Below are 25,396 nucleotides of genomic sequence, written 5' to 3'. Positions count from 1 at the left end.
GATGATTTGCGTTGAAAACGCTGACTCTATTAGGATCGACAGGGTCAATCGGCCGTCAAACTCTAGATGTTGTTCGTCATGCCGAAGGGGAACTTAAGATACATGCTTTGGCCGCCGCTAAAAATGTGAAACTCATGGAAGAACAGGCTCGGCTCTTTAATCCGGCTGTAGTAGTGATGATGGACGAGGGTGCGGTTCGTGAACTGCGTGGCCGGCTAAGAGATTTACCTATTAAAGTCGACCAGGGCATGGAGGGGATAATTAACTCTGTTACCGCTCCTCAAATAGATACAGTCGTTACGGCTCTTTCAGGTCGAATTGGCTTAGAGCCCACCCTTGCTGCCATAGAAGCTGGAAAGACGATTGCTCTGGCCAATAAAGAAACTTTAGTAGCCGGCGGGGATTTAGTTATGTCCTCCGCAAAGAAAAAGAACTGCAAAATCCTGCCGGTTGATAGTGAACACTCAGCAATTTTTCAATGTTTAGAGGAAGAATCAAAAACCATAGAAAAAATTATTCTAACCGCTTCGGGAGGGCCTTTTTTTGGATGGACCAAGGAGAAGTTAGGGACGGTTACCTTAGAGAAAGCTCTCCGCCATCCTAACTGGGAAATGGGTGCAAAGATCACGATTGATTCGTCAACGATGATGAACAAGGGGCTTGAAGTCATTGAAGCGCATCATCTATTTAATATAGAATATGATGGAATAGAGGTGCTGATTCATCCCCAAAGTGTAGTCCATTCTATGGTGGAATATTGTGATGGGTCAGTCCTTGCTCAATTAGGCAGGCCGGATATGCGGCTGCCAATCCAATATGCCTTAAGTTATCCGACACGTTGGAAAAATCCCTTTGAACGCCTTAACCTTCGGGGGAAAACATTAACCTTTCACGAACCCGATTTTGAAGCCTTTCCCGCTTTAGCAATGGCTTATCAGGCCGGCCGGCAAGGGGGAACTCTGCCAGCGGTTATGAATGCGGCTAATGAAGTTGCAGTATCGGCATTTCTGCAGAAGAAAGTATCGTATTTAGGGATCCACGACATCGTCGGAAACGTTTGTTCCGAGCACCATGTTTTAGATAATATGGATTTGGAAAGCATACTCGATGCGGATACTTGGGCACGGCGCCGGGCTGAAGAACATATTGCGAGGCTCGAGGCGCGATGTTCGAATCGTAAGGACTGTTAAGCATGAACCTTGAAGCCATGAACTCTGGTACACTTGACGAAATAGTACTCTCAGCCTGAATTTGGATACACCAGCTTGAGATCAGATGAGTAGCCCTTAGATGATTAAAAGAACCACGGAATGGAACAAAGTACGCAATACTGGATATTCGTAAATGATGTTCGAACCACGAACATCGAAAAGGGGGGATTAAAGTGTTAACGACACTCGCCATTGTTTTTGTATTTGGAAGCATGGTTATGATTCATGAATTCGGACACTATATTGTCGCAAAATGGATTGGCGTCAAGGTTATTGAGTTCAGTTTTGGTTTCGGTCCGAAAATCGTGGGTTACCAGGGGAGAGAAACACTTTATGCTCTGCGTCTGATTCCTCTGGGTGGGTTCGTTAAACTTCATGGGATGGATGCAGAACTCGATAAAAATGGCCAGCCAATGATTGTCTCAAATAATGATGCGAGAAGCTTTATGAATAAGCCGGTGTGGCAGCGCATGGCTGTCATTGCGGCCGGACCGATTATGAACTTCGTTCTGGCGATTATCATGTTTATAAGCGTCTTTGCTTATCTGGGGATTCCAGCCCAAGGGAATAGCAATATGGTTGGTTCTTTAGTTAAAGGTAAACCAGCGGCGACAGCCGGAATTCAACCGGGAGATAGAATCATTGCGGTCGATCAGGAAATAACCGCAGATTGGGCTCGTTTGACAGAATTAATTCATTCCAAACCAGACCAGGTTTTAAGCTTAACTATTGAACGAGGAAGCGAACAGCAACGCCAAACGGTGTCAATAAAGACAGAAAAGGACCCACAATCAGGGAATGGTATGATTGGGATTGCGCCGGAAGTCACGTATGTTCATGCCTCCATCTTTGAATCAACTCGTGTAGGAATTCAACGCTCTATAGATTTTACAAAGTTAATTGTTGTGACTTTGACCCAAATGGTCACGGGAAAGATCCCGGCTGATGTCGGAGGTCCCGTCATGATTGCCCAGGTGATCGGAGAAGGGGCTAAGGAAGGATTCTCTAATCTTTTGGGCTTAACGGGAGTTTTAAGCATTCAATTGGGTCTAATTAACTTATTTCCTATCCCTGCCCTTGATGGAAGCCGGCTGGTTTTCCTGCTGATTGAAGGTTTGAGAGGGAAACCGCTTAATCCGGAAAAGGAAAATATGATTCATTTAGTAGGGTTTGTGTTACTTATGGGCTTAATGCTTGCCGTAACCTACAAAGATGTCCTGCGCTTGTTTGTGAAAGCCGGGTAATGTTTACAGGGGGAAGAGTCATGATACAGAGAAAGATGACCAAGCCAGTGCAGGTTGGGTCTGTGAAAGTCGGTGGCGGAGCCCCAATTGTCATACAATCCATGACCAATACGGATACACGTGATATTCCCGGCACTCTTGCTCAAATTCAAAGCTTAGCTGATGCCGGGTGTGAAATCGTGCGTCTTGCCGTTTTAGATGGAGAGGCGGCTAAAGCCCTCAAAGAAATATCTGCAGCCAGTCCGCTCCCCGTTATTGCAGATATTCACTTCGATTACCGCTTGGCCCTTCAGGCAGTTGAACAAGGGGTCCATGGATTGAGATTAAATCCGGGTAATATTGGTGCGCGCTGGAAAGTTCAGGAGGTTGTGCGCGCTGTTGGAGAACGACAGATCCCTATCCGTATCGGGGTGAACGCTGGGTCATTGGAAAAGGAACTTCTTGAAAAGTACGGAGGACCTACTGCTGCGGGTATGGTTGAAAGTGCCTTAGGGCATATACGGATACTTGAAGAGGAAGGGTATGATAAGCTTAAGGTCTCCCTTAAAGCCTCTTCGGTTCCCTTGATGCTTGAGGCATATCGCAAGATTCATGAAGTTGTCGACTATCCTCTGCATCTGGGGGTAACTGAAGCGGGGACCGTGCGCTCCGGTGTCGTGAAATCAGCGATAGGAATCGGAACCCTGCTTGCGGAAGGAATTGGGGATACGGTTCGAGTGTCCCTAACGGGAGACCCTGTGCGGGAAATTCCGGTCGCTTTAGAGATTTTACAGGTCCTTGGCTTGAGACAGCGCAGCGTAGAGTTAATTAGCTGCCCAACCTGTGGTCGGACACAGGTTGATCTGGCTGCACTAGCGGAGCAAGTTGAGGAACGGCTGTCTCAACTTCCGCCACTGGACAAGCCTTTAAAAGTTGCGGTTATGGGATGCGCAGTTAACGGACCGGGAGAGGCTCGTGAAGCTGATTATGGGATCGCAGGCGGAAAAGGTATGGGGCTGTTATTTCGCAAAGGTGAGATTGTAGCCCGCCTTCCGGAACAAGAATTGTTAGCTGCCCTGCTCCACGAAATTGAGGAATATGTTCAAGGGCATCAGAAGCTTTAGGCGACGCTGCTATCCAACACTGGCACTTCTAATAAATTAAAAAAACGATAGATTACCTACATTTATATAGAAAATCGATGATATACTTAGAGAATTTATTTGCGAAACTGATAAAAAAGCAAAATCATAACGGAAAGGAATGGACAACATGCTTGTCAGTCAACTATTAAATCCTACACTCCGCGAGGTGCCAGCTGAAGCTGAGGTTATCAGCCATCAACTGATGGTTCGGGCAGGTTTAATTCGTAAATCGGCATCGGGTTTATACACTTATTTGCCCTTAGGATTACGAGTGCTAAAAAAGATTGAAGCGATTGTGCGGGAAGAAATGGATGCCAGAGGCGGACAAGAAATCCTTATGCCAATTATGCAGCCAGCGGAATTATGGAAGGAGAGCGGACGCTGGGATGTCTATGGCGCAGAGTTATTTCGCCTAAATGACCGCCATAATCGAGAATTCTGCCTTGGCCCAACCCACGAAGAAATTATTACCGACCTTGTGCGTGGTGAAATCCGGTCTTATAAACAACTGCCGCTGCTTCTTTATCAAATTCAAAATAAGTACCGGGATGAGCGACGCCCGCGTTTCGGGTTAATGCGCGGCCGGGAATTCGTGATGAAAGATCTCTATTCATTTGACCGTGATGAGGCAGGTTTGCATGAGAGTTATCAGAAAATGTACGATGCTTATTGCCGTATCTTTTCTCGTTGCGGGTTAACCTATCGTCCAGTTGAAGCAGACCCTGGTGCTATTGGAGGGACAGGCGGATCTCATGAATTTATGGTTCTGGCCGATTCAGGAGAAAATTCAGTGGTTTATTGCTCAGGGTGTGATTACGCTGCCAATACGGAAAAATCCGAATGCCGTCCCCAAGCGGTCGAAGATATATCTCCTGAAGGAGAAATGAAGCTAGTATCTACACCGGGAGTCAAGACGATTGAGGACATTAGTGAGTTCTTGGCAGTACCGAAGACCACCTTAGTTAAGTCCTTATTGTATCAAGGAGATGAGAAGACCTTTTTGGTCTTGGTCCGCGGAGACCGAACCCTGAATGAAATTAAATTAAACAACGCTTTAGGTGGATTTGTATCCCTCCAACTAGCCTCCCCCGAGGTAGTTGAGGAGATTATGGGGTGCGGGCCGGGTTCTGTAGGGCCTGTTAAGGTGCCTGAAGGGCTTATGGTTGTCGCTGACGCAGAGGTTCCTCTCATGAAAAAGGCTGTGTGTGGAGCCAACAAAGCGGAACATCACTATGTTGATGTTGTTTCCGGGAGGGATTTCCGCATTGACCAGGTCCTGGATTTACGGATGGTTGAGCCTGGCGAAGCTTGTCTCAAATGTGGTGCTCCCCTTAAAGAAGCTCGGGGAATTGAAGTAGGCCAAGTGTTTAAACTGGGAACAAAGTACAGTAAAGCACTGGGAGCAAACTTTTTAGATGAAAAGGGAGTAGAGAAAAGTTGTGTGATGGGTTGCTACGGTGTTGGCGTAAGCAGAACAATTGCCGCTGCCATCGAACAAAATCATGATGAGTTTGGCATTGTCTGGCCTATGCCCATTGCTCCCTACCAATGTGTCATTGTAACAGCAAGCACGAAAGATACCTTAGTCGTGGAGACCGCGGATAAACTTTATCAGGAGCTTAAGAGTCTTGGCGTGGAAGTCGTTCTCGATGATCGCGATGAACGCGCGGGTGTGAAATTTAAAGATGCCGATTTGGTCGGATATCCTTTGCGGGTAACCCTGGGAAGCAAAACTCTGGCTAATGGTCAAGTTGAACTGAGAGAACGCAAATCTGGTGAGACTCAGCTGGTGAAGGCAGAAGACCTTGCTCAACAGGTAAAAACCATGATTGAAAAAGCTTTACAGTGCTAGTCCTACTCTTTGGTAGCACAAGCTGAGCTTGTTAACTCTTATCCTAATATACTGTTTTATACAGGAAAGTACCCTGCTGTCTTGACCAGACAGCAGGGTACTTTCCTGTATAAAACTAGATATCCTATGAGTGAAATTAGCCCCCAGGAGTGTGATATCCACGACTGATACAGGAACTGATGTCATCAGTGGACGCACCACCCAGGTAATCGCGGCTGAAATTAACCTGATCAAATACCAGGCTGAGAGGGTTTGCCTTGCGCCGCCGTTGAGACCGGAAGGCGGCTGACGGATAACTTACCTCCTCAAATTCGGATCCGGATCCGAATTTGAACGGGCGCAATTTATCCTCGATAGGGATATCCAGGGAATGACCAATCAGGAACTCGGGCAAGCGGTCAATGAATGGACGCAGACCCTGCTGTCCAATAAAAAATTCCATAGGGTAGGAAGTAAATTAGGAACTGAGAACCTGTTATGACAAAATTGTGGTAAATATTACAAGAGCAGGGGGTTGACATTTACTAACAGACAACTTATGATTACACATGGGGTTGTTAGTGTTTGTGCGCTATCGATTGTTCCTTAGTGTTAGGCCAAGTTTTTATGAAACCGAGCCTGGCGCTGTTGATAACAGAGTGCATAACTCTTGTAAAAGACGAGGAGGTAGAACAAATGAACGAACAACGACTGAAGTTATGGCCACATATAACTGACGAGCAATGGAATGATTATCATTGGCAAATGTCTAATAGAATTTCAACCCAGGAGGAATTGCTCAAAGTTATGTCTCTCCCTGCCGCGGAAGCAGATCAAATTAAGCGTTGCCTAGGTAATTTCCGCATGTCAATCACACCTTACTATTTTTCCTTAATAAATCCCCAGGATTCGGAATGTCCCATTAGAAAACAAGCAGTGCCTTCAATTCATGAGTTAAACAAATCCTCATGTGATTTAGAAGACCCGCTGCATGAAGAGGCCGATTCACCTGTACGTGGACTGACACACCGCTATCCTGACCGTGTTCTGCTGCTGGTAACGGATCAATGCTCCATGTATTGCAGACATTGTACCAGAAGAAGAATGGCAGGACAGACAGACCAGGCGTTACCTTTAAATCGCTTTAAGGCTGCCTTGGAATATATTCGTTCCAATCATCAAATACGTGATGTCCTCATATCGGGAGGAGATCCATTAACCCTCTCTGATGAGCGCTTGGAGTATATTTTGTCGAATCTGCGTGCAATTCCGCATGTTGAGATTATCCGTATTGGGACAAGAACCCCAGTCGTTCTTCCTATGCGCATTACGGATCACCTCGTGGGGGTTTTGCAAAAATACCACCCGATTTGGATCAACACACACTTTAATCATCCCCAGGAGCTTACAGCTGAAGCCCGCAATGCCCTCAATAAACTAGCTAATGCAGGAATTCCGCTTGGAAACCAATCGGTTTTGCTTAAAGGAATCAATGATTGTTCTATAATTATGAAAAAGCTGGTTCATGAACTAGTAAAATGCCGGGTAAGGCCCTACTACTTGTATCAATGCGACTTATCTACTGGCATTGAGCATTTCAGGACATCCGTCAGTACAGGCTTGGAAATTATCGAAATGTTAAGAGGGCACACTTCCGGTTTCGCCGTTCCCACCTTTGTTGTTGATGCCCCAGGAGGAGGCGGGAAAATCCCCCTTCAACCCAACTATATGATTTTGCATTCAAACGATAAAGTCATTCTGCGTAATTATGAAGGTGTTATCACCGTATACCAGGAACCGGAAAATAAAGCAAGCCGTTGCAAGACATGCTCTGAGGTCTGTACCAGCTCGAAAAAGCGCCAGACTGGTCTTGCTAAATTGCTGAGAGGGGAACGAATCAGTCTGATACCTCAGGATAATATGCGATTGGAGAGGAGAAAAGTTTCCGGCAGTTACGGAGGAAAGGCAAATGCTTAATACTCTGAATCCAGATAATTTCTCAAGCCACATCCTTATGGATGAAAGGAATAAACGTTTGGTTATCAATGGCTATACACGAGGTTTAAAGCCGTCTTTGTTTAGCAGACAGCTCATTGATTTCGCGGTAAAAAAGAAGCTGGAGAAAATCTGGCTATGGACATTTCCGACAGATGTTCCCGAATTTTTAAAGGCTGGCTTTTGTACCGAAGGCCATATTTTCCGAGGTAACGGTAAGGAATTTTCGGTCAGTCTCGCCTATTATGTCAGTAAGGTAAGAGGTCAATCCAATAAGTTACAAGCAGAGAACGATCTTATTCATGCTGTTCGGACAGAACCTACGAGACAGTTACAAGCCTTGCCTCACGGAATGGAGTTAAAACTCTTAAATGAATCCTTTGCTGAACAAATATCACAAGTATTAACCCGGGTTTTTACGAGTTATCCCACTTCTATGTACCCACAATATATTGCCTCCCTGATACAGAATGGGAACATTTTTGCCGGTGCATTTTTACAAGAGAGGCTGATTGCCGTTTCAGCTGCTTACCCTGACCCAGTTTTTAACCGTTGTGAAATGACAGATTGTGCTACGATAGAAGAATACCGTGGCCATTCCTTAACGGAACGCTTATTAGTTATTTTAGAACAGGAAGTTCAAAAGTTAGGTTCATTTAACATCTACACTTTAGCACGTGCCCGGTCTTTTGGAATAAACAGGGTATTCCATAAACTTGGCTATAGATATCAAGGACGCCTGATTAACAATTGTCATATCGCAGGTTCTTTTGAAGACATGAATCTCTGGGTCAGATAGGGCAAGGGGACACTTTTTCACCATTCCTATGGTAGTGAACTCATGCCAATGAAAATGCGGTATGCTATAATAATAGGTAGTCTAAGAAAATCTTACGGAGACAAAGATTTTGAAAGAGGAACTCAAGCAACTTCCAAAAAGACCAGGTGTTTATATGATGCTCGATTTATTGGGCAATGTAATCTATGTCGGAAAGGCTAAGGATTTAAAAAACAGGATATCTCAATATTTTCATTACCAAAAGGATAGAGATCCAAAAGTTGAAGAAATGATACAGCATATTCATAGGTTCAATTATCAAGTTACGGATACTGAGTTGGATGCCTTAATTGAAGAATGCTACCTTATTAAGAAAATAAAACCCCGGTATAACAGGCAAATGAAGAACTTTAAGAAATATCTTTATATAAAGATACCAGCCGAACAATACCCGAAGGTGATTGTCGTAAATGAAAAGGCGGACGAAGATGCTCTATATTTTGGTCCATTCACCAGTTCGCATCAGGTAGAGAATGCTGTAAAATACCTAAATGATTTTTACCCTATTCGAAAATGTACTAGTCCTAGATTAGTCAAGAGTACTAATGGCTGCTTGTTTCGGCAGTTGGGTAGGTGTTTAGGGGTTTGTACCGGGCAAGTACAACCTGATGAGTATTGGGATTACATTGAAAAAATACAACAGCTTCTCAATGGAAATGATTTCCTACCTGTCCAGGAACTTTCTCAACAATTGGACACAGCTATTGAAAATCTTAAATTTGAAAAAGCGGCCAAGTATAGAGAGTATTACTTAGGTCTGAGGCATGTTATTGGAAAACAAACGTTAGTTCAGTCATCAAGTAAAAATAGAAATATCTTAGCAGTCGAATTCTTAGACGATGATCGTGCTAAATTGTTCCTGATCAAAGGAAATAAGTTGCTTTATGGAAAAATGATTGATGGAGTAAGCTCAGACAGTATAGAGATGAGACAGTCCCTAAGCCGGATGATCCGGGAAAAGTTTCTGGATATAGATAAACTTGATTTTGGTAAGTTAACCCCTCAGGATATTGATGAAGCGCAAATAATCTACACTTATTTAAAAAAGAATAGGAAAAAAGTTATTACTTTCTGGATACCGTCAGCAAGATTAAAGAATGAAACATCCTTGGATGCCACAGTTATTAAGATCATAAGTCGGATTAATGCTAAACTTTCGACACGATATTAATAAAGTCAACTGAAGCTTTCGGGAGTATTAATGTTCGGCTTTAGCTGAACGGGATCACTAAGTTTATAATTAATGGTTCGAAGAATATTATAGCTGATGAATATCAAATTGCGGTAAGCTTTTCGGTTCAGATGTGTGGAAATGCGGCGAATGCTTTAAATTCTAAATTAGTAGTAGGTTGCACAGTTCCAATGAATATGCTATATTAGTATAAGGAAATTTGTAGTCTTGATGGTAAGGAGTGGGTTCTAACCCGCTCCTTCGTTTGTCCAATACGTAACGTAAAGTATAACTTTAAGGTATCTTCGTCAGACTATGAGAAAGAAGAATGTTCGTTACGTTACGTTTTAAAGGAGCGATTTCAGATGAATAAATCAATAGAACAACAAATTCACATCATGGTTGAGCCTATTGTAGAAGAAAAAGGGCTTGAATTGATCGACGTTGAGTACGTGAGAGAAGGTGCGCATTGGTATTTGCGCCTTTACATAGATAAAGACGGTGGTGTAGACATGGATGATTGTTCATCTATCAGCCACGTTGTGAGTGAAATGTTGGATCGGAAAAATCCTATTCCTCAAGCCTACATGCTGGAAGTGTCTTCTCCTGGACTTGAACGTCCGCTTAAAAAGGAAGAGGACTTTGTTCGTTTTCAGGGAAGTTTGGTTATGGTGCATACGACGTCTCTTTTTCAAGGATTCAAGAAATTCACGGGAAATCTTGTTGGACTAATTAACGATGAAATCGTTTTAGAATACAATGATGAGCGCGTCGCTATTCCACGCATTTTGGTAAAGAAAGCTCATTTGGCACTGGATTTTTAAATTACTTGCACAATAGAATAAGGAGGAACAAGGAAAAATGAATATGGAGTTCATCGAGGCCCTTCACGACTTGGAAAAAGGACGGGGAATTTCTGCAGAGATTCTGTTTGAGGCAATTGAGGCAGCACTGATTTCAGCATACAAGAAGAATTTCGGATCCTTACAAAATGTTCGAGTTCTGATTGATCGCTTAACCGGTGAGTTTAAAGTTTATGCCCGTAAAACCGTTGTAGACATCGTGGAGGATGCTCGGACTCAGGTTAGCTTGGTGGAGGCGCGTAATCTCGATCCTAATTACCAACTTGAAGACATTGTTGAATACGAAGTAACTCCTCGTGATTTTGGACGAATTGCGGCGCAAACTGCGAAGCAGGTTGTTGTACAACGCATTAGAGAAGCGGAACGAGGCATGATATACGATGAATTTGTTAATCGTGAAGGGGATATCGTGACCGGTGTCGTCCAGCGGTATGAACAGAAGAACGTCATCGTAGATTTAGGGAAGATAGAAGCGGTACTTCCCGCTCAGGAACAAATACCTGGAGAAGTGTACCAATCCTTTGATCGTATCAAAACCTATGTTGTAGAAGTTAAGAAGACAACGAAGGGACCGCAAATTATGCTGTCTCGCACCCATCCGGGGCTGATAAAACGTTTGTTTGAGCTTGAAGTGCCTGAAATACATGACGGGATCGTAGAAATAAAAGGGGTTTCGCGTGAAGCTGGGGCACGCTCCAAAATTGCAGTTTATTCACGTGATCCTAATGTAGATGCTGTTGGAGCCTGTGTTGGACCTAAAGGAGTGCGTGTACAGACCATTGTCACAGAATTAAAAGGGGAAAAGATTGACATTGTGAACTTTTCAATTGATCCTCAGGAATTTGTGGCTAATTCCCTTTCTCCGGCAAAAGTAGTGCAAGTCTATCCAAAACTCAATGAGAAAGTCGCCATTGTTGTAGTTCCTGACTATCAACTTTCGTTAGCCATTGGAAAAGAAGGTCAAAATGCTCGTCTGGCAGCTAAACTTACGGGCTGGAAGATTGACATAAAAAGTGAATCCCAAGCAATTGCTCACAATATCATTCCCCAAGGGCAAGGGAAGTATGAAACTTATGATGAGTACGGCGACTATGAGGAGTACTCAGAATATGATGACTATACAGACACAGAGGATTTTCAAGATTATCAAGAGTACGAAGAAGACTCAATTGAAGCGGGTTCGCAGCTTACAGAAAACAATACCGACAAAAACGATGAAACCTATGCCGGGTATGCAGAGGAACTCGACTCTCTTGAAATGGATGACTTTGAGATAATTACTGACGAAGAAGTGGATCAAGCCGGGGAAGATTTATCGGGCTATAATACCGAAGCTTCTAAGGAAAGAAAAAAGAAAGGGAAGAGGTGATGGTATGAAGACACGAAAAGTCCCGATGCGGATGTGCTTGGGGTGCCAGGAAATGAAGCCCAAAAAAGAGCTGTTGCGAATTGTAAGGACTCCGGAAGGGATTGTAGAGCTTGATCCCACTGGAAAACGGAATGGTCGTGGCGCATACCTTTGTCCTAGCTCGGTCTGTTTTCAAACGGCTGTCAAAGAGCGGCGTTTCCGGAAAGCATTTGGAGTGGATGTAGACCCAGAGGTATTTGCGAACTTGGAAGGAAAACTATCTTCGTGAATACACGTATCCAATCCTTAATTGGAATTGCCCGACGGGCTGGTAAAATTGCTTCCGGTGATGCTCAAATTGAAGCCATGGTCAAAAAAAGAAAAGGATCTCTTCTTATCATAGCTGAAGATGCTCACGGGGCACAGAAAAAGTATACTCAGTGGGCTAATGATATTAAATTACCAGTGCTTGTCACTGGGACAAAACTGGAATTAGGATGTGCTATAGGACTTTCGCCGCGTTCAGCAGTGCTTGTTTTGGATCAAGGGTTTGCTAAAGCTATATTACTAGCAAGGAGCTGATGCTTGGAGCGTAATGTGGGAGCCGATTATGTGGGGGTGGTTAAATGAGTATTCGTGTTCATGAATTAGCAAAAGAATTAAATTTTAGCAGTAAAGAAGTGATGACAAGACTCGTGGCTATGGGAACAGATGTGAAAAATCATTTAAGTACAGTTGATCAAAAAGATGCGGATCGTTTACGGAACCAGCTGAAAGGAAAGGAGACAAATTTGGAGCATTCTGAACACAAAAATACTAAAGAAACTAAGCCAATTGCAACTGAATCAGAACAAGACAGTAAGCTGAAAGAACCCCGTTCAGCAATAGAACGACAGCCACAAAGTCCCCGTCCTGGAACAGAAGTGCGTTCCCAAGGTCCCCGTCCTGGAACAGAAGTGCGTTCCCAAGGTCCGCGTCCGGGAGCGGAAGGGCGTCCTCAAGGACCCCGACCGGGTTATCAAGGTCAGCCCCAGGGACCCCGACCGGGTTACCAAGGTCAGCCTCAGGGACCCCGACCAGGTTACCAAGGTCAGCCCCAAGGACCCCGTCCAGGGTATCAGGGACAGTCTCAAGGGCCCCGTTCGGGCTATCAAGGTCAGCCCCAGGGACCCCGACCGGGTTACCAAGGTCAGCCCCAGGGGCCCCGACCGGGCTATCAAGGTCAGTCCCAGGGACCCCGACCGGGTTACCAAGGTCAGCCCCAGGGACCCCGACCGGGCTATCAAGGTCAGCCTCAGGGACCCCGACCGGGTTACCAAGGTCAGCCCCAGGGACCCCGTCCGGGGTATCAGGGACAGTCTCAAGGCCCGCGTCCAGGCTACCAAGGTCAGCCCCAGGGACCTCGTCCAGGGTATCAGGGACAGTCTCAAGGCCCGCGTCCAGGCTACCAAGGTCAGTCCCAGGGACCCCGTCCAGGGTATCAGGGACAGTCCCAAGGTCCGCGTCCAGGCTACCAAGGTCAGTCCCAGGGACCCCGTCCAGGGTATCAAGGACAGTCTCAAGGTCCGCGTCCAGGCATGTCTTCACGTGCAGGTGCGGGTGCGCCACCGTCTCCAATGATTGTAGAGCAAGCCAAGAGACAGATGCCTGCTAACAAGAAAGCTCAAGACAAAGCCTACGAGCGCAAACGGGAACAGGAAAAAGAAAGAGAAAATGCACTTCGCTCACAACATAAACGTTTTCAAAAGCGTCCCAAAAAAGAAGTGCGGGATACTACTCCGAAGCATATTGTGATACAGGGTTCGATATCCGTTCAAGATTTAGCCTCCAAAATGAGTCGTAAGGCGGGAGAACTGATTAAACAGCTTATGAATCTGGGAGTTATGGCTACTATTAATCAGGAGTTGGACGTTGAAACCGCAACGATTTTGGCAGGCGAAATGGGTGTTACAGTAGAGGTTAAGGCCGAGAAATCATTGGCAATTATTGAGGAGATCCAAGATGATCCTGAAGATCTTGTTTTCCGTCCACCGGTCGTTACCGTAATGGGACACGTTGACCACGGGAAAACCTCTCTCTTAGATGCCATTCGTACGACTCATGTAACTGCTTCGGAAGCAGGAGGAATTACGCAGCATATCGGGGCTTATCAAGTAGAAATCAATGGTCAAAAAATTACCTTCTTAGATACCCCCGGACACGAAGCGTTTACTTCAATGCGTGCTCGTGGTGCGCAAGTTACAGATATAGCCATATTAGTAGTAGCTGCTGATGATGGAATCATGCCACAAACTATTGAAGCGATTAATCACGCAAAGGCTGCTGAGGTTCCGATCATCGTGGCTATTAATAAGATAGATAGAGAAAATGCATCTCCGGATAAAGTAAAGCAAGAACTGACTGAGTACGGTCTCGTTGTTGAAGAATGGGGCGGAGATACGATTGCCGTTCCTGTATCTGCAAAGAATAATATTGGCATCGAACAACTGCTTGAGATGATTTTATTGGTCGCTGAAATCCGTGATTATAAAGCAAATCCGAATCGGCCTGCGGCTGGAAATGTTATTGAGGCAGAGTTAGATAAGGGAAAGGGTCCGGTGGCAACCGTTCTGGTTTCTAAAGGAACTCTTAACATCGGGGATGTGGCAGTTGCCGGGTGTGCTTATGGCCGGATTAAGGCCATGTTGGATGAAAAAGGCCGGCGTGTCAAAAAGGCCGGGCCATCTATGCCGGTTGAAGTACAGGGTTTATCTGAAGTGCCTGAAGCGGGAGAACCTTTCTACGTTGTGGCCGATGAAAAATTGGCTCGCCAGATAACCTCAGCACGTATCGCTGTACGAAAAGCAGAAGAATCCAAGCAAAGCGTAGCTGTCAAAGTCAGCTTAGAAGACCTCTTTGATAAGATTAAAGAGGGTGAAATCAAAGAATTGAATATTATTATTAAAGCGGATGTGCAAGGATCCGTCGAGGCCCTAAAGCAGTCCTTGCTGCGCCTTTCGACAAGTGAGGTACGTGTTAACCCAATCCATGGCGGAGTCGGTGCAATCAATAAAACAGATATTATGCTGGCCTCAGCTTCAAATGCCATTATTTTAGGCTTCAATGTCCGACCGGATGCTAATGCAAAGGCAACGGCCGAACTGGAGGGTGTCGATTTACGTCTGTATCGAGTCATCTATGATGCCATTGAAGATGTCAAAGCAGCCATGACCGGTTTGCTGGATCCTTCCTTTAAAGAAGTTGTGGTGGGCAAGGCAGAAGTCCGCCAAGTCTTTAAAGTTCCAAAAGCAGGCACAGTGGCTGGATGTATGGTAATCGAAGGGAAAATCATTCGTTCTGCAAAAGTACGCGTTATCAGGGATAGCATAGTCATTCATGAGGGTGTTATGGAATCATTAAAGCGATTTAAGGATGATGCTAAAGAGGTTGCCGAGGGTTTTGAATGCGGAATTGGAATCGAAAAATATAATGATCTCAAGGAAGCAGACATTATTGAGGCGTTTATCATGGAAGAAGTTAAGCGCACATTATAGTAAATTCCCCCTGGAGGTATAGGTATGTCAAAACATCGACCTAATCGGTTGGCAGAAACACTTAAAGAAGAGATATCTCAACTTATTCGAGTGGAATTAAAAGATCCCCGTATAGGTTTTGTAACTCTGACAAGTGTTGATGTCGCTGACGATTTATCACATGCAAAAGTGTATGTTAGCGTTTTGGGAACTGAGGAAGAAGGAAATGCTTCATTGAATTCCTTAAATAGGGCAGCAGGGTTTATTCGCAGTGAGATCGGAAAACGAGTACGGCTCCGGCATACGCCATCCATCGTTTTCAAATACGATCCTTCCATTCAACATGGTGCACATATTGCCAAATTGTTGAAGGATGTTGGGGCATCCGATGAAACGGGTAAGGAAGATTCTCATGAATAAAAATAGCCTTGTCGAAGAATTCATCGCGGTTCTAAGAAAAGCGCCAAAAGTGGCGCTTTTCTCCCATGTATCGCCTGATGGAGATTGTTTGGGATCAATGCTGGCAATCGGACTGGCATTAGAGAAAATCGGGAAGGAAGTATCCTTTTACAACCCGAATTCCGTACCTGGCAATTTAGTGTTTTTGCCGGGAGCGTCCCGAATAAGTCAGCAGTTGCCTGATCCTCAGCCCGAAACCCTGATGTTTGTGGACTGTACTGATTTAGGGCGTGTTAGTCTTTCTATGTCGGATATTTCAAAAGATACTATGGTGCTTAACCTAGATCATCACATCTCGAATCAGTACTTTGGGCACGTGAACTGGGTTGATTCCCGAGCGAGTGCTGTCGGAGAACTGGCCTTGATTCTCATTAACCTGCTTGGCGTAGAGATCGACAGGGACATAGCTACTAACCTTTACACAGCCATCGTGACAGATTCGGGCTGCTTTCAGTATAGCAACACCACAGCGCAAACTCACCGTTTGGCAGCTGAGTTGATGGATAAGGATATTAATATCTCGAATATTCACCATAGCCTTTTTGATCAAAAGCCTCTTTCTCAAATCAAGTTGCTGCAATATGCTTTAAATGGGCTCGAACTATACGCTGAGGGTCAGTTAGCCCTCATGACCTTAAGCTTAGAGGATTTTCAAAAAAGCGGTGCGGGGCAGGAATTGAGTGAAGGTCTGGTCAATCACGCACGCAGTATTGCGGGCGTAGAGGTGGCGGTGCTGCTAAAAGAAGTGGGACCTCTGGAAATTAAAGGAGGTCTGCGATCGAACCTCTGGCTGAACGTTAATGAGATAGCCGCTCAGTTTGGCGGAGGAGGGCATAATCGGGCTGCGGGTTGTACATTCCGTGTCCCAATAGCAGAAGCAAAACAAAGCATCATTACAGTGATTGAGGAGGCGTTAAAGGTTGGAAGGAATCATTAACGTTCTCAAGCCGACAGGAATGACGTCTTCGGATGTCGTTGTCTGGATAAGGAAAACTTTGAAACTAAAGAAAGTAGGACATACCGGAACGCTGGATCCTGGTGTGGCCGGCGTATTGCCAATTTGTGTGGGCAAGGGAACCCGTTTAGCAGAGTATATAACAGAACAAGGGAAAGCTTATATCAGCGAAGTAACCTTTGGGGTTACAACGGATACTCAGGACTCATATGGTAAAGTAATTCGAGAGATTTCTCCCCGGCTGAAGAGAAAGGATTTAGAACGAATTTTACCCGGCTTTATAGGGAAAGTGTCCCAGGTGCCTCCGATGTATTCCGCTGTTCGCAAAGAAGGCAAGCATCTCTACGAATATGCCCGGCAAGGGATATCGATAGATAGACCCTCACGTGAAGTGTCTATCTATCGCTTGAACCTGAAAGAATGGTTTGAGGAAGAGTATCCTAAGGCGATTTTAGAGATTGAGTGCTCAAAAGGAACTTACATAAGGACATTATGTCATGATATGGGACAAGTTTTGGGCTGTGGAGCGCATATGTCCTATTTGCTGCGAGTTCGTTCCGGGCCATTTAAGATCCAAGACAGCTGGACACTTGAGGAAATTGGAGAGGCTGTACGTACCGGTAACGATTCTTTTCTGCTTCCGTTGACCGCTGGCCTTGATCTGCCAAGGGTATTCTTAGCCGAAGCGCGTGCCAAGGCTTTTCGCCACGGATTGCCTACAAAAAAAGCACAAGTCCTTATTCATTCCGCCGAAAAGAATTCGCTGCCCGAGGCGGGATCCTACGTTGGAACATCGAGTTTTGTTCAGGTCATGGAGGGTGAAGAATTAATCGGAATTGGGGTCTGGCGAGAGGACAGTCTTTATCCCCATAAAGTTTTCGCATGATACTTGGCTGCAAAACTTGAAAGCTTGGCAGCCAAGTTTAGATAATATAGGAGGGTCAAATCGGTGCAAGTTCGAACTAGTTTACCTATAGAAAGAGAGCCATGTGTCTTAGCGTTAGGTAATTTTGATGGAGTACATCTGGGACATCGTCGATTACTTGAGCATGGACTGGAACAAGCTGAACGTTTAGGAGTGGGACTCGACGTTTTGGTCTTTGAACCTCACCCTCTAAAAGTATTATTCCCCGAACGGGGAATAAAGCTATTATCCACGACTCAGGAACGATTGCATTATATGGAGGAGATTGGGGTCCGTACTGTTTACCATCTCCCCTTTAACATGGAGATGGCGAACACTTCCCCGGAACAGTTTGTAGAGAAGATTCTCATACCCCTTGGAGTGATTCATGTTGTGGTGGGGTTTAATTATTCATTTGGTGCCCAAGGTAAGGGTAATCCTGAGTTGATTCAGGCCTTAGGGCAGAAACATGGATTTGGAGTTAGTGTACTTCAAGCTCAGACAATGGGTGGCCGGGTGATTTCCTCGAGCAGTATCCGTAAAGCATTACTTCAAGGGGATATTCAATCGGCGAGTTCTCTGCTTGGGAGACTTCCTTGCTTGCGCGGGATAGTGGTACATGGAGAAGAGCGCGGTCGTCAGCTTGGTTATCCAACTGCCAATATTCTCACTTCCGAAGATTATCTGATTCCGAAGCGGGGGGTCTACGCGGTTTGGAGCTTGATTGACGGAACGCGCGTCTTAGGGATGATGAACATCGGTATGAAGCCTACCTTTCATGAAATGTATGATACGGTGGTTGAAGTTCATTTCATTGATTTTGACGGTGATTTGTATGGCAGGGAGATTACAGTAATGATCGTAGAACGTTTGCGTGATGAACGAAAATTCAATGGGGTAAACGAGCTTTTAGCTCAGTTAGAAAAGGACTGTTCTAATGCCAAAGGTGTATTGGAACTGTGCAACTTTACGAAACTATAATTGCCATGTATTCTACTGTCTTTGACAGTTATGATGCTATAAAAAGCTTGAAGACCCTTGTATTCACAGGGTGTTCAAGCTTTTTTTGACCTAAAGCTGTTCAGCATCTAGTAAAATAGAGGTATATAGCTGTTGTCGGGAGAAATAAAAGGTTGGTAATAGTCCATAGAGAGAAGGTGAAGATTTGGACGATGTCGCCGACTTAGTGGAAACCGTCATACAAGGGAATGCAAAGGAGTCTGTTTTTATCGCAAGGGATTTATTAGCCAAAGGTTATAGGATAACTCAATTAGTAGAAGGGCTGACAAGAGCTTTGGATTCCCTCGATGCAAAATGCAATATGAATCAATTCAATCTCTTAGAAATTTTATTAGCGGCCAGAGCAATGAAAGAGGTTGTCGATGAGGTGGTTTGTCCGGAGATGGAAAAATTGCCTGCCGAGTTTGGTTCCTTCCGGTTAAAAGGAGTATTTGTCATGGGTACAATTCAAGGGGATATCCATGATTTGGGGAAAAACATCGTCACGACTCTCTTAAGAACGGTGGGTTATAAAGTAATCGACTTAGGCAAAGATGTTCCACCTGCTCAATTCGTAATGACTGCTAAAGCGGAAAAGGCAGATTTTATCGGAGTGAGCAGCTTAATCTTTTCCTCAGCGGCGGGCATTAGAGAGATAAAGAGGTTGCTAAGGGAAGAGAATAGGGCGGATATTATGGTGATAGCTGGGGGGGCTTCTGTTAAACAATTAGAAAAAGAGGATCTCGATGTGGATATGATAGCGAAAGATGCCTTTGAACTGATAAGATTTCTCCAGGTTTATGAAGGGAATGTTGTGGAGTGAATAGGTTACAGAGGTTAGAGGCTGCTCTGGCAGGTCATGCTTTTGGTAAGTCACTTTGTATTCCGTTGGTATTTGGAGGGGCGGCATTTTTAACAAAGGTAAAATTAAAAGAATATCTGCAAAACGGAGAAATTTTGGCGCAATGTCAGTTGAATTCACAGCAGAAATTCGACTATGATGCGGTCTTTGTCTATGGAGATAACTGCATCGAAGCAGAGGCTTTGGGATCAAAAATATATTTTCCGGAAAATGCTTATCCGTATATTGAAAAATACAGATTGGAAGATCCCAAACAATTAAAAGAATTACCGGATTTCAACCCTTTAACAGATGGCAGAATGCCGGAATTACTGCGGGCTGCCGCCTTTCTAAAGGCTGAGCTGGGAGATAATCTGCCTATTGTAGGAGTGGTATTGGGACCTATGAGTATTGCCAGCCAATTGATGGGATTGGAAAGACTCTTATATCTTTTGCTTGATTCGCCTTGTGAATTTGAAGACATAATAAGGTTCGCTTCCGGAGTTTCTTTAAAATCCGGCTTGGCCTTACTTGCTCAAGGCGCTCATATCTCGGCGGTAATCGATCCCAGCTCTTCTCAAAGCATTCTTCCCAGTGAGATGTATGGCCGCTATATATTACCCCATATCCGTGCTGTTTTTTCCCAATTCAAATCAGCGGGGGCGAGAGCCTCCTGGCTGATGATAACGGGAAACAGCCAAGGGCTTTTGCCCTACTATCGCCAATGCGGAGTGGATATTGCCGGTATAGATTATGAAGTGCCGTTGGAAGAAGCATTAAAGTGGGAAGGAGACTTTTTGGTGTCCGGAAATATTAAACCCTACCGCTTTATTAATAAAACGCCTCAGGAGATCCTTCGTGAAGGTAAAGAGTTGATAAGTCTGGCAGCCGGTAGAAGGTTTATTTTAAGTTCAGGATGTGAAATACCTTTGGATACCAAGCCGGAGAATCTTGCCGCATTAATTAAGGCTGCTAAGGATGTGTGACAGGATGGATATGAGGCAAAGCATGTTGTCATCTTCTGAAGAGGAACTGAAAAAACAGATTATTGCACTTCATAAAATAAACAATTTAACGGGTTTTTTGCCCATAAAAATAGAAGAGCTGTTACCGGCAATAAAAGAAGAGATCGAGGAGATTTTTGTTCACTACGAATGCAATTTTAATATATTGGCTGAAGATTACGCTTGCAGTGGGTTAACATCGGGAGATTGCAAGGCTTTACGGGATCAATTGCCGATGATTTCAGGGCAGGATCAAGCTTGTCCCTGTAGTGCCGGGGAAACCTGCAGAAGAATTTTCCGGTCCCATATTTGTGTGCCGTTGATCTCAGGTACGGAAATATTTGGCGTGATTACCCTTAAGAGCACCGTTAAAGAAGGGCTAAGCCGGGATTTTCTGGAAATTATCTTAGCCATAGCCAACCAAGTCGCGGCGACTCTGCAACGCTCTCAATTACTGAATCGCCTGGCCCGGGAAAAGAATAATTTGGAAGAAGCTAATAAGGAAATTACTCAGCTTAATAGGTCATTGCTCAGAACCATTAAAGAGCTGGAAAGGACCCAGCTTCAGCTGATCTATTCTGAGCGGTTAGCTGCTGCAGGAAGATTGGCGGCTAATCTTACTCACGAGATTAACAATCCTACAGGGATCATTCTGTCCAGATTAGAATGGCTTCTTTTAGAGGCCTCGGAAAAAGAATTGCCTGAAGAGGTCGTCAAAGACCTGCTGGTTATAAAAAAGCATACAGAACGGATAGCTCATATCACTCGAGGGTTACTCTCTTTTTCCAGACGAACGAAAAACGAAACAGCCTTAGTCGATCTGGGGAATTTAATCAAGGAAACGGTGGTTTGGCTGGAAAGACAGTTTTCCCGCAAGGATATCATCTTTATTCTTAACCTCAACCCCCTACCAATCGTTAACGGCAATAAAGACCAACTGGAGCAAGTGCTTGTCAATATCTTAACCAATGCCAAAGATGCACTGCCGGCAGGAGGACAGATTATCATCACGACGAAACATGATACCGAGCAAAATAATGTTCAAATAGATATTGAGGATAATGGCACGGGAATACCGGAAGAACTGATGACTGCTATTTTTGACCCCTTTTTTAGTACAAAAGAAAAAGAATTGGGCACAGGGTTGGGATTACCGATTAGCCTGACCATTATGAAAGAGCACGGCGGTTTTTTGCGAATGGAGAGCACTCCCCATGAAGGCAGTTGCTTTAGTATGATTTTGCCCTGTGCGCCAAAGAACCGGGAGGATGATTTGAGTGGGTGAGGATCGACATATCGTTGTCATCGATGATGAGCCGGATATGCTGGAAACCTGTGCCAGGGTTATCCACCGCATGGGATATAAATGCACTACCTATGAAGATAGTTGTGAGGCTTTGGAAGAAATTTACGGGCTGCAGCCTGACCTGATCATAACCGATATCAAAATGCCTAAATGCGGCGGATTTGAAGTGCTGGAAAGAGCCAAAGTATGTGCCCCCAAGGCAAGAGTCATTGTGATCACAGGTTATGCTTCAGTAGATTCAGCTGTACAAGCCATGAAAGAAGGGGCCTATGATTATCTTTCCAAGCCTTTTCCCATCGAACAGCTGCAGTTGACCATTAATAAGGCGCTTCAGCATATCGCCTTAACCGAGGAAAACGAACTGCTGCGGGCTCAGCTGCAGGAAGGTCTAAACACCGATAATATTATTGGTGCACGGGGAGGGCTGCAAGATGTCCTGGCAACTATTGGCAAGATTTCCAATAGTGATGCCTCCATCCTGATCCTGGGGAAAAGCGGTACCGGTAAAGAAGTCATCGCTCGGGCTATTCACAAAAACAGCAGACGTTCCACAGGACCTTTTATTCCCGTGGATTGTGCATCCTTACCGGAAAATCTCTTGGAAAGTGAATTATTTGGTTATGAAAGAGGAGCCTTTACAGGAGCGAACAACACTAAGCAGGGTCTGCTGGAAATGGCCCATGGGGGGACTCTCTTTCTGGATGAATTGGGGGAGCTGACTCTGGCCATGCAGGCCAAGCTTTTAAGAACCTTGGAAGAACGGGCGATCCGAAGGGTAGGGGGCAATCGCTTGATCAATATCGATATTCGGGTTTTGGCCGCTACGAATCGCGATTTGGAAAAAGCAGTCCGCACCAAAGAGTTCAGAGAAGATCTTTATTATCGAATCAACGTCATTACCCTTAAGCTTCCCATCTTGTATGAACGGCAGCAGGACATTCCTTTATTGGTTAATCATTTCTGTAAGAAATTCTCGCAAGATATGGATAAGAGGGTGGGAGGCTTCACTCCTGAGGCAATGAAGGCAATGAAACGTTATTCTTGGCCAGGGAATATCCGTGAGCTGCGTAATGTTGTGGAAAGAGCGATCTCCCTGTCGGAGTCGGAGATGGTTAAAATTTGTGATCTGCCGGAAAAAGTCATTGAAGAACAAAAAGAGATTCTCCCTGAGCAGGAGAATCTGGGCTCCTTTACCTTTCATGAGGCAAAGGATATTTGGTTGAAACGATTTGAGATAAAATACCTTAAGGAACTTTTGGACAAACATAATGGCAATATCACTCAGGCGGCTAAATCAGCCGGGATGAATCGCAAGACAATCCATAGATTGATAAATAAGTATGACTTCAGACGTGGCTAAGCTTCTAAATCGTCAATGAAAATGGTGTACTCTTTGGCCTCAGTGGCTGAGCCATCTTGATCTGTGGTAGGGGGAATGGCTAATTGCAATTCCTTCACGGAGGTGACTTCATGTTCCCTGACGGGAAACGTGATAAAGCCTTGTTGTACCCTCTGAGGAGGGTAGGTCCCGCCTAAAGATGAAGTCAAGGTAAGATCCGGTGAGGTAATTTCTTTGCCGTCGATGGTCATTTTGAAGTCCTCAGGATGAAATTGGATATCTTGTTTGGAGGTGTTCCCGATTTCCACACCTAAAGCGATTTTACCCAAGGGGGCATCTGGGTCGGGATCGGTGTTTCTTACCAAACTGACATTAATGATCCTTATTTTCATAGTCTCTAAATCAACAATTTCATTAAGCTCCATAGTTTTGCTGAAAACCTCAATCCCGGCTTTTCCTTTTGGAGCCATAGTGGCGGCCGGACTGGGTTCTTGGCCTGAGGAGCAGCCGTTGATGAGGAAAACCAGGCTTAGGACAAGACTGAAGATGATTTTAGCCGCTGCTTTTTCCATAAATAAAACCTCCTTATGATTAGGTCTAAAGAAAAAACACTCTTGCTTTTAAGCGGGTGTTCATAAGGATACTTTGTGAACCGCCTAAAAAAGCGGGGTATAAGGCGGACAGTTTCGGCTGTCCGCCTTTTGCTATGCCTTAAATTGCGGCTGGCAGCTCATCATCAAATATCATTTCATCATCCATTCTGTAGAACTCTTCCATGGATGGAATATCGAATTCCTCTTTGACATCATTCAGCATCCCAATGTCACGGTAGTGAATCCAAATATCCTGCGGAGCAGTGCGGGAGTATTTCTCAGCCTTTTCGCCCACCACAACTTTTGCAATAAACATCCGAAGCAGTTCCGGAGTCAGTTCGGTAAGGTCGGTATACTTTTTCGCCTTTTCAATAAACCTGTCCACGTTGGTAAGGGAGTTTTTGAGCTTATCCATTCTGACTTCAGTCTTTGGCATGCGTTCCCGTAAGGCTTTTTGCTCTACGGTGTACTCATCGGACAGGGTTCGGTAATGCTCATCGGGGATACGACCCAACACATTGTCCTCGTAGAGGCGCTTAAAAAGTGCCGTAAGCTCCAAATCCCTTTTTCGCATACCCTCCAGCTCTTTTTGCAGCGCGGTAATTTCTTTCCTCGTATCGGCGGTGTTTTTGCGGTTGATGCACTCTGCAAACAGCACTTCATCTTGCCTTGCAAAGTGGGTGACACGCTTTAGATCATCCAAAATTACCGCCGCAAGCTGACTCTCCCTGATGTAATGGGCGGAGCAGGTTTCTTTGCCATACTGCTTGTAGGTGGAGCAGGCGAAATTGTTTTTACTCTCGTCCATGGTGTGGGCACGGTGTAGCACCAAAGGCTTTCCGCAATCGGCGCAGAATACAAGTCCTGAGTAAGGGTTAGGGTTCTCCATGTTTTTTCTCGGACGCTTTTTGTGCTCTCGAACCGCATGGGCAATATCCCAGATTTCTTGGTCGATGATGCCCTCATGGGTGTTTTCAAACCTTAGCCATTCGGATTTCGGGCGGATGATCTGCTTTTTGTTTTTGTAAGATGCTGTGGTGTGCTTCATGCTGACCGTGTGCCCCAGATAAGTTTCATCATCCAAAATATTGACGATGGAGTTATCTCGCCATCTGTAGGGCCTGGTGGTATCCAAGTTCGTCAATGCCACTCCGGTCTGATTAAAATAGTAATTGCTTGGATTTACCACCTGTTCTCCCGTGAGTTGCCTTGCGATTTGCTTGGGGCCCCTGCCCTCGGCACACAGCTTAAAAATGTGCTTGACCACTTCGGCGGCTTCTGGATCGGGAACAATCTGTTTGGGATTGCTCTCGTCTTTTTTGTACCCATAGGGTGGTCTTGTCCCAACCCGTTCCCCGCGCTCAGCCTGTGCTTTCTTCACCGACCGAATCTTTTTGCTGCAGTCTTTCGCATAAAAATCGTTAAATAAGTTCCGGAACGGAGCAAAGTCGTTATCGCCGTAGAGCGTGTCCACCGCATCATTGATCGCAATGAAACGAACATTGTTGTTGGGGAAGGTATGCTCCATGAGAAAGCCGGTTTGCAGATAATCCCTGCCGAGTCGGCTCATATCCTTGACAATCAAGGTTTCCACCTGTCCGCTTTCAATCAGCTCCATAATCTCATTCCACGAAGGACGATTGAAGTTTGTTCCGCTGAAACCGTCATCGAAAAGAAAACGAATATTGCCAAAGCCCTTTTCCTCTGCGTACTTGGTGAGAATCAGCCGCTGATTTTGGATGCTGTTGCTCTCACCCTCACGGTCATCTTCTTGGCTTAGTCTGCCGTAGAGTATGGTATATTTTTCGTTGTTTGCCATCGTTTAAAATCCTCCTTCTTGTTGTGGCAAACTGAATACG

Annotated in this window: 23 protein-coding genes; 21 read left to right on the top strand and 2 right to left on the bottom strand. The window is 45.0% G+C overall.

Features of this window, described 5'->3' with window-relative positions; genetic code table 11:
* Positions 1-11: 11 nt before the first annotated feature.
* From DESYODRAFT_RS21340 to DESYODRAFT_RS21240, 21 genes are all read left to right on the top strand, one after another.
* The gene (locus tag DESYODRAFT_RS21340; protein WP_007786279.1) at positions 12-1,190 is read left to right on the top strand and encodes a 1-deoxy-D-xylulose-5-phosphate reductoisomerase; all 1,179 of its coding nucleotides are present in this window, start codon (positions 12-14) and stop codon (positions 1,188-1,190) included.
* A 194-nt stretch (positions 1,191-1,384) separates the two neighbouring features.
* Positions 1,385-2,455, top strand: coding sequence for an RIP metalloprotease RseP (gene rseP, locus DESYODRAFT_RS21335; protein ID WP_007786278.1), 1,071 nt, complete (start codon positions 1,385-1,387; stop codon positions 2,453-2,455).
* 23 nt (positions 2,456-2,478) lie between these two features.
* Positions 2,479-3,558, top strand: a complete 1,080-nt coding sequence (gene ispG / locus DESYODRAFT_RS21330; protein WP_042339967.1) for a flavodoxin-dependent (E)-4-hydroxy-3-methylbut-2-enyl-diphosphate synthase — start codon at positions 2,479-2,481, stop codon at positions 3,556-3,558.
* A gap of 148 nt (positions 3,559-3,706) precedes the next feature.
* Positions 3,707-5,431 (top strand): proline--tRNA ligase, encoded by a 1,725-nt coding sequence (locus tag DESYODRAFT_RS21325; protein WP_007786275.1) that lies wholly within the window; start codon positions 3,707-3,709, stop codon positions 5,429-5,431.
* Positions 5,432-5,582: 151 nt separating this feature from the next.
* Positions 5,583-5,720, top strand: coding sequence for a hypothetical protein (locus DESYODRAFT_RS28815; RefSeq protein WP_169315932.1), 138 nt, complete (start codon positions 5,583-5,585; stop codon positions 5,718-5,720).
* Positions 5,721-6,106: 386 nt separating this feature from the next.
* A complete protein-coding gene (gene kamA, locus DESYODRAFT_RS21315) occupies positions 6,107-7,387 on the top strand; it encodes a lysine 2,3-aminomutase (RefSeq protein WP_007786273.1) in 1,281 nt (426 codons plus the stop codon).
* Positions 7,380-8,204: a putative beta-lysine N-acetyltransferase gene (ablB, locus tag DESYODRAFT_RS21310; protein WP_007786271.1), complete on the top strand. Its 825-nt coding sequence runs from the start codon at positions 7,380-7,382 to the stop codon at positions 8,202-8,204. The genes kamA and ablB overlap by 8 nt, the downstream gene beginning before the upstream one ends.
* A 109-nt stretch (positions 8,205-8,313) precedes the next feature.
* Complete coding sequence (locus DESYODRAFT_RS21305) at positions 8,314-9,414, top strand: GIY-YIG nuclease family protein (RefSeq protein WP_007786269.1); 1,101 nt, start codon at positions 8,314-8,316, stop codon at positions 9,412-9,414.
* Positions 9,415-9,779: 365 nt separating this feature from the next.
* Positions 9,780-10,238, top strand: coding sequence for a ribosome maturation factor RimP (locus tag DESYODRAFT_RS21300; RefSeq protein WP_007786267.1), 459 nt, complete (start codon positions 9,780-9,782; stop codon positions 10,236-10,238).
* Positions 10,239-10,275: 37 nt separating this feature from the next.
* Complete coding sequence (gene nusA / locus DESYODRAFT_RS21295) at positions 10,276-11,646, top strand: transcription termination factor NusA (protein WP_007786266.1); 1,371 nt, start codon at positions 10,276-10,278, stop codon at positions 11,644-11,646.
* Between the two features lie 4 nt (positions 11,647-11,650).
* Entirely contained in the window at positions 11,651-11,914 is a 264-nt protein-coding gene (rnpM, locus tag DESYODRAFT_RS21290; RefSeq protein ID WP_007786264.1) for an RNase P modulator RnpM, read from the top strand.
* On the top strand, positions 11,911-12,207 hold the full coding sequence (locus DESYODRAFT_RS21285; protein WP_007786262.1) for a L7Ae/L30e/S12e/Gadd45 family ribosomal protein: 297 nt from the start codon (positions 11,911-11,913) through the stop codon (positions 12,205-12,207). Before rnpM ends, DESYODRAFT_RS21285 begins: the two co-directional genes overlap by 4 nt.
* A gap of 44 nt (positions 12,208-12,251) precedes the next feature.
* Positions 12,252-15,158 carry a translation initiation factor IF-2 gene (infB, locus tag DESYODRAFT_RS21280; protein WP_007786261.1) on the top strand — a complete coding sequence of 969 codons (2,907 nt, stop codon included), beginning with the start codon at positions 12,252-12,254 and terminating at the stop codon, positions 15,156-15,158.
* Between the two features lie 24 nt (positions 15,159-15,182).
* Entirely contained in the window at positions 15,183-15,557 is a 375-nt protein-coding gene (gene rbfA, locus DESYODRAFT_RS21275; protein WP_007786260.1) for a 30S ribosome-binding factor RbfA, read from the top strand.
* Complete coding sequence (locus DESYODRAFT_RS21270) at positions 15,550-16,533, top strand: DHH family phosphoesterase (protein WP_007786258.1); 984 nt, start codon at positions 15,550-15,552, stop codon at positions 16,531-16,533. The genes rbfA and DESYODRAFT_RS21270 overlap by 8 nt, the downstream gene beginning before the upstream one ends.
* Positions 16,517-17,437, top strand: coding sequence for a tRNA pseudouridine(55) synthase TruB (gene truB / locus DESYODRAFT_RS21265; protein ID WP_007786256.1), 921 nt, complete (start codon positions 16,517-16,519; stop codon positions 17,435-17,437). Before DESYODRAFT_RS21270 ends, truB begins: the two co-directional genes overlap by 17 nt.
* Positions 17,438-17,500: 63 nt before the next feature.
* Positions 17,501-18,436: a bifunctional riboflavin kinase/FAD synthetase gene (locus DESYODRAFT_RS21260; protein WP_007786255.1), complete on the top strand. Its 936-nt coding sequence runs from the start codon at positions 17,501-17,503 to the stop codon at positions 18,434-18,436.
* 184 nt (positions 18,437-18,620) lie between these two features.
* Positions 18,621-19,277 carry a cobalamin B12-binding domain-containing protein gene (locus DESYODRAFT_RS21255; protein WP_007786253.1) on the top strand — a complete coding sequence of 219 codons (657 nt, stop codon included), beginning with the start codon at positions 18,621-18,623 and terminating at the stop codon, positions 19,275-19,277.
* Positions 19,274-20,281, top strand: coding sequence for a uroporphyrinogen decarboxylase family protein (locus DESYODRAFT_RS21250; protein ID WP_007786251.1), 1,008 nt, complete (start codon positions 19,274-19,276; stop codon positions 20,279-20,281). The genes DESYODRAFT_RS21255 and DESYODRAFT_RS21250 overlap by 4 nt, the downstream gene beginning before the upstream one ends.
* Positions 20,274-21,584 carry an ATP-binding protein gene (locus DESYODRAFT_RS21245; RefSeq protein WP_042338952.1) on the top strand — a complete coding sequence of 437 codons (1,311 nt, stop codon included), beginning with the start codon at positions 20,274-20,276 and terminating at the stop codon, positions 21,582-21,584. Before DESYODRAFT_RS21250 ends, DESYODRAFT_RS21245 begins: the two co-directional genes overlap by 8 nt.
* The gene (locus DESYODRAFT_RS21240; protein ID WP_007786249.1) at positions 21,577-22,965 is read left to right on the top strand and encodes a sigma-54-dependent transcriptional regulator; all 1,389 of its coding nucleotides are present in this window, start codon (positions 21,577-21,579) and stop codon (positions 22,963-22,965) included. Before DESYODRAFT_RS21245 ends, DESYODRAFT_RS21240 begins: the two co-directional genes overlap by 8 nt.
* Here DESYODRAFT_RS21240 and DESYODRAFT_RS21235 read toward each other — a convergent pair.
* The gene (locus DESYODRAFT_RS21235; RefSeq protein ID WP_007786248.1) at positions 22,962-23,516 is read right to left on the bottom strand and encodes a hypothetical protein; all 555 of its coding nucleotides are present in this window, start codon (positions 23,514-23,516) and stop codon (positions 22,962-22,964) included. The two genes, DESYODRAFT_RS21240 and DESYODRAFT_RS21235, sit on opposite strands and share 4 nt — an antisense overlap.
* Positions 23,517-23,655: 139 nt before the next feature.
* The gene (locus tag DESYODRAFT_RS21230) at positions 23,656-25,356 is read right to left on the bottom strand and encodes a recombinase family protein (protein ID WP_007786246.1); all 1,701 of its coding nucleotides are present in this window, start codon (positions 25,354-25,356) and stop codon (positions 23,656-23,658) included.
* Positions 25,357-25,396: the final 40 nt, after the last annotated feature.

Source organism: Desulfosporosinus youngiae DSM 17734 (genome assembly GCF_000244895.1).
In the GTDB taxonomy this organism is placed as follows: domain Bacteria; phylum Bacillota; class Desulfitobacteriia; order Desulfitobacteriales; family Desulfitobacteriaceae; genus Desulfosporosinus; species Desulfosporosinus youngiae.
The sequence above is the reverse complement of the archived record's forward strand: the minus strand, read 5'-3'. Positions and strand labels throughout refer to the sequence as shown.